Here is a 3407-nt window from a genome sequence, read left to right as displayed (position 1 = left end):
CTTGTCCGTTGGTCTGTCCGCTCGCCTGTTCATAAGGGGTCTGTCCGCTCGCCTGTCCGCTCGCCTGTCCGCTCGCCTGTTCATTTAGTAGGGGGGTCTGTCCGCTCGCCTGTCCGCTCGCCTGTCCGCTCGCCTGTTCATTTTTGACGGTCTGTCCGCTCGCCTGTCCGTTGGCCTGTCCGTTGGCCTGTCCGTTCGCCTGTCCGTTCGCCTGTTCATTTTTGACGGTCTGTCCGTTCGCTTGTCCGTTCTTATGCCAACTTTTTTTATCTTTTGTATAGTTAGGTGTTTTATGATTATCTAAATCTTTTGAATTTTCTGATTTTTGAATTTGCTCTTTTGCAGAATTAAAAATACTCTCAATGGATGCCTGATAACCCTTTAACATCATTATAGCTCCAATATATAAATTATTTCAGAAACAACATTCATATAAGCCTTAGCACCTGTTGACTTGGGGGCGTTTTGGAATATCGTTTTGTTCATGCTTTCTGCATATTGAAAATCTACACATGAGGGAATATGATTTTGAAAGACATAATCTTGAAAAGTGTCATGAATTTGAGCTAAATAATCTTTTCCAATATTTGTTCTTTTATCTAATTTAGTTACTAAAACTTTGAACAGCTTTAAATCTGGATTGCCGCTTGCCTGCATCTCTGAGATAAATTTTTGAGCAGCCATTAAACCTTTTATGCTATTTTTACTACCTGATTCTGTGGGAACTATGGCTAAATCAGAGCAGAATAAGGCATTGATAACAAAAATACCGAAATTAGGTGGGCAGTCAATAATGGTAATGTTGTAATTTTTTTTACAGTAATCCATAATTTTTTCTTTAAGAGTATAAAAACCAGTAGAACCTTTACTGATTAATACTGGCTCTAAACTCGTAAGGTCTTCAGAATTGGGAATACAATAAAAATTATTTTGAAAATCTAATGGTCTTATGCACTCATCTATATTTTTCAAACCAGTTAATATTTCATACATATTGTTGGCAGGGTCTATCCCTACTAATGGTTCAGTTGTATTACATTGGGCATCAATATCAATAAGAAGTGTTTTTATTCCTTTTTTTGCCAGTCCGTGTGCTATTGATACAGCAGAAGTTGTTTTTCCGACCCCACCCTTGTTTGTAAATATAGATATTATTTTGCCGGTCATAGAATTCCTTTTTTATAAAAAAAATATGAGAAATATATATTGTTAAATCCTTGTTAAACAAGGACTAAATCGAAATTTTATGAATAATATACCTGCTTATATTTCTCTAATAATATAAAATTGTATTTACTTCCAGCTTTTTTTTAAAAAACTCATGGCACCAATTGTATTTAAAAAATTCAGTCTTTTTGAATATTATCCCCGAGTCGTCTCTTTTTTAAACTCTGTGTAATGCTCCGGAAAAATTTAATTTTTAGGCATCCTTCATATTACCTCGAAAGTACTTTACACTTTGAAGATGATATTCCCTTAAAAATGGGGTTATCTTTATGAAAAGTGTAAAAAGGTGAATGAAGTATGCCAATTTTTAGACTTTTTTACCTTTCGGGATTCTGCCCGATCACTGGTGCCAAATTCAATCGCTGTATTAACACCGACTATTTCTACAGCAGTTTGACTGCTGTTACTGGCCATTTATAATGACCCACTTTCGGCCAATAATTTTGACCCACCAAGAATATTCATTTCTAAATCAAAATGTATGGTTTTGTTGACATCAATTTGTCTTGATTGATTGACAATATAAGTTGTTAAATCAAGTTAAATATTAATATCTTCAATAAAATCAATATTGTACAAACATGGCACACTATTTGATAGATAAATAGATAACATGCTTTTAAAATTAACTTCATTAACGGGGAGGTCACCATGAAAAAAGCAATCGTTACTATAATGAGTCTGTTTGTACTGTCATTTGGCGGAAGTGTTCATGCATATGAGGAGTTGGTCTGGACACCTACTCATCTTCTTGGTTCCATGGTTGTTGGCTATACTGATTTTTTTGTCCAGGAAGACGGGTCTGAAACAGGTGTTTTCAGTGTTGTTCTTGAAAAAGATGGAACCAGCAATGATTTATTTGATCAGTTAATTGTCATTGGAATCCCAGATTCAGACCGTGCCATGGTGATTGGCATTCCATCCGGAGCAGGTGGTGTGGCTGCAACTCCAATAAATGTACCTGGGCCTGCGGATAGAAGTGGAAGAGTCAGTGCAACTCCAATAGTAATACCTGAACCCGTGATTAATAATTTTCCTTCAGTTGCTCATATAGACCACTGGTCTCAAACAGATTTTAATCTTGAAGATGTTGCAATGGAGTTTGACCCTATCCCTGATCCACCACCGGAAGGAGAGGATGCCTGGTTTGTAAGAGACGCAGGTACCGGCGGTCTGATTTCCGAAGTGCCTGAACCAGGTGGAAATCCTCCAGGGCCTAACATGTTTGAATAGAAGTTCACATTTGAGTGTGATAATGTAGGGTGGCTAAATAAGTCACCCTTTTTTTATGGGGTATCTTTATTGTTGCAAATCTATAAAATATTGTGGTGTGTTTAATATGAAGATATTCATTGTTTTATTGATATTTTTGACGTTGACCTTTCCTTGTTCAATTTGTGCCAAGGAGTCAGATGATCAATTTTTTAAAGAGTTGCTTGAATCCAATTACCATTCAACACCTTATACCTCTTGGGTAAAGGTTGTCAGCGTAGAAGAGAAAAAGGATATGCATTTTTATCCGACATACGCCTTAACCTGTGATGTGATCGAAATCTTTAAAGGGCTGCCTTTAAAAAGAATCACTTATTTAAAGAGCGTTGAAGGCGGATATCAGAAATATCCTGTTGGTAAAGAGTATATTGTCAGCCTGTTCATAAATCCTGAAACTGGTATTTATTATATTGGGGATAATGGGTATGATCTGCCTTTTACGGAAGCTTTGTTAAAAATTCTAAGAGGGATAAAAGAGGACTGAAAAACCAATGGCACTGTTGCTGAATATTCTCTGGTTTATTTTTGGTGGTGGAGTGCTTTCATGGGCTCTATGGATGTTGGGTGTAATTAAACCCAACATTGTTAAGCCAAGGGGTTTTTGAAATAATTTTACTCGTTTCACTATTGGCATTTCTTGCTCTTCTCCAATATTCACCAGTACAGGGGATATGAATTTAAGTTAAGTAATAGGGTTTTAATAACTTACCCATTAAGATATTTATAATATAATGAGACTGTTATATAGCACGCTCTGCTCAAAAGCAAAATGTGTGCCAATAATTGAAGGCAAAGTTATATTAATCACTTGATATATCAAGGATAATCATTTAAAAACAACTCCAATATTTTTTAAGGAGGGTTTTCTAATGTTTGCTTGGGTGATTAATTGGCGCAGGAATTTATTT

Annotated in this window: 4 protein-coding genes; 2 read left to right on the top strand and 2 right to left on the bottom strand. The window is 36.0% G+C overall.

Features of this window, described 5'->3' with window-relative positions:
- Both MTBBW1_RS28815 and MTBBW1_RS26745 read right to left on the bottom strand, forming a co-directional pair.
- Positions 1 to 391: hypothetical protein (locus MTBBW1_RS28815; protein WP_222424195.1), on the bottom strand; the 391-nt coding region annotated here is incomplete at its 3' end.
- On the bottom strand, positions 391 to 1167 hold the full coding sequence (locus MTBBW1_RS26745) for a ParA family protein (RefSeq protein WP_080809949.1): 777 nt from the start codon (positions 1165 to 1167) through the stop codon (positions 391 to 393). The genes MTBBW1_RS28815 and MTBBW1_RS26745, both read right to left, overlap by 1 nt.
- Positions 1168 to 1878: 711 nt before the next feature.
- On the opposite strand from MTBBW1_RS26745, the gene MTBBW1_RS26740 reads away from it, so the two are divergent.
- Together MTBBW1_RS26740 and MTBBW1_RS26735 are read left to right on the top strand one after the other, a co-directional pair.
- Entirely contained in the window at positions 1879 to 2460 is a 582-nt protein-coding gene (locus MTBBW1_RS26740) for a hypothetical protein (RefSeq protein ID WP_080809946.1), read from the top strand.
- A 106-nt stretch (positions 2461 to 2566) separates the two neighbouring features.
- Positions 2567 to 2983: a hypothetical protein gene (locus tag MTBBW1_RS26735; RefSeq protein ID WP_080809943.1), complete on the top strand. Its 417-nt coding sequence runs from the start codon at positions 2567 to 2569 to the stop codon at positions 2981 to 2983.
- The last annotated feature ends 424 nt before the right edge of the window (positions 2984 to 3407 follow it).

This window comes from Desulfamplus magnetovallimortis (assembly GCF_900170035.1).
In the GTDB taxonomy this organism is placed as follows: Bacteria; Desulfobacterota; Desulfobacteria; order Desulfobacterales; family Desulfobacteraceae; genus Desulfamplus; species Desulfamplus magnetovallimortis.
This window is presented reverse-complemented; position numbering and strand designations above follow the sequence as displayed.

Excerpts from the sequence above, each read along its gene's own strand:
- MTBBW1_RS26735 (WP_080809943.1), top strand. The coding sequence starts at position 2,567 with ATGAAGATATTCATTGTTTTATTGATATTTTTGACGTTGACCTTTCCT.
- MTBBW1_RS26745 (WP_080809949.1), bottom strand. The coding sequence starts at position 1,167 with ATGACCGGCAAAATAATATCTATATTTACAAACAAGGGTGGGGTCGGA.
- MTBBW1_RS26740 (WP_080809946.1), top strand. The coding sequence starts at position 1,879 with ATGAAAAAAGCAATCGTTACTATAATGAGTCTGTTTGTACTGTCATTT.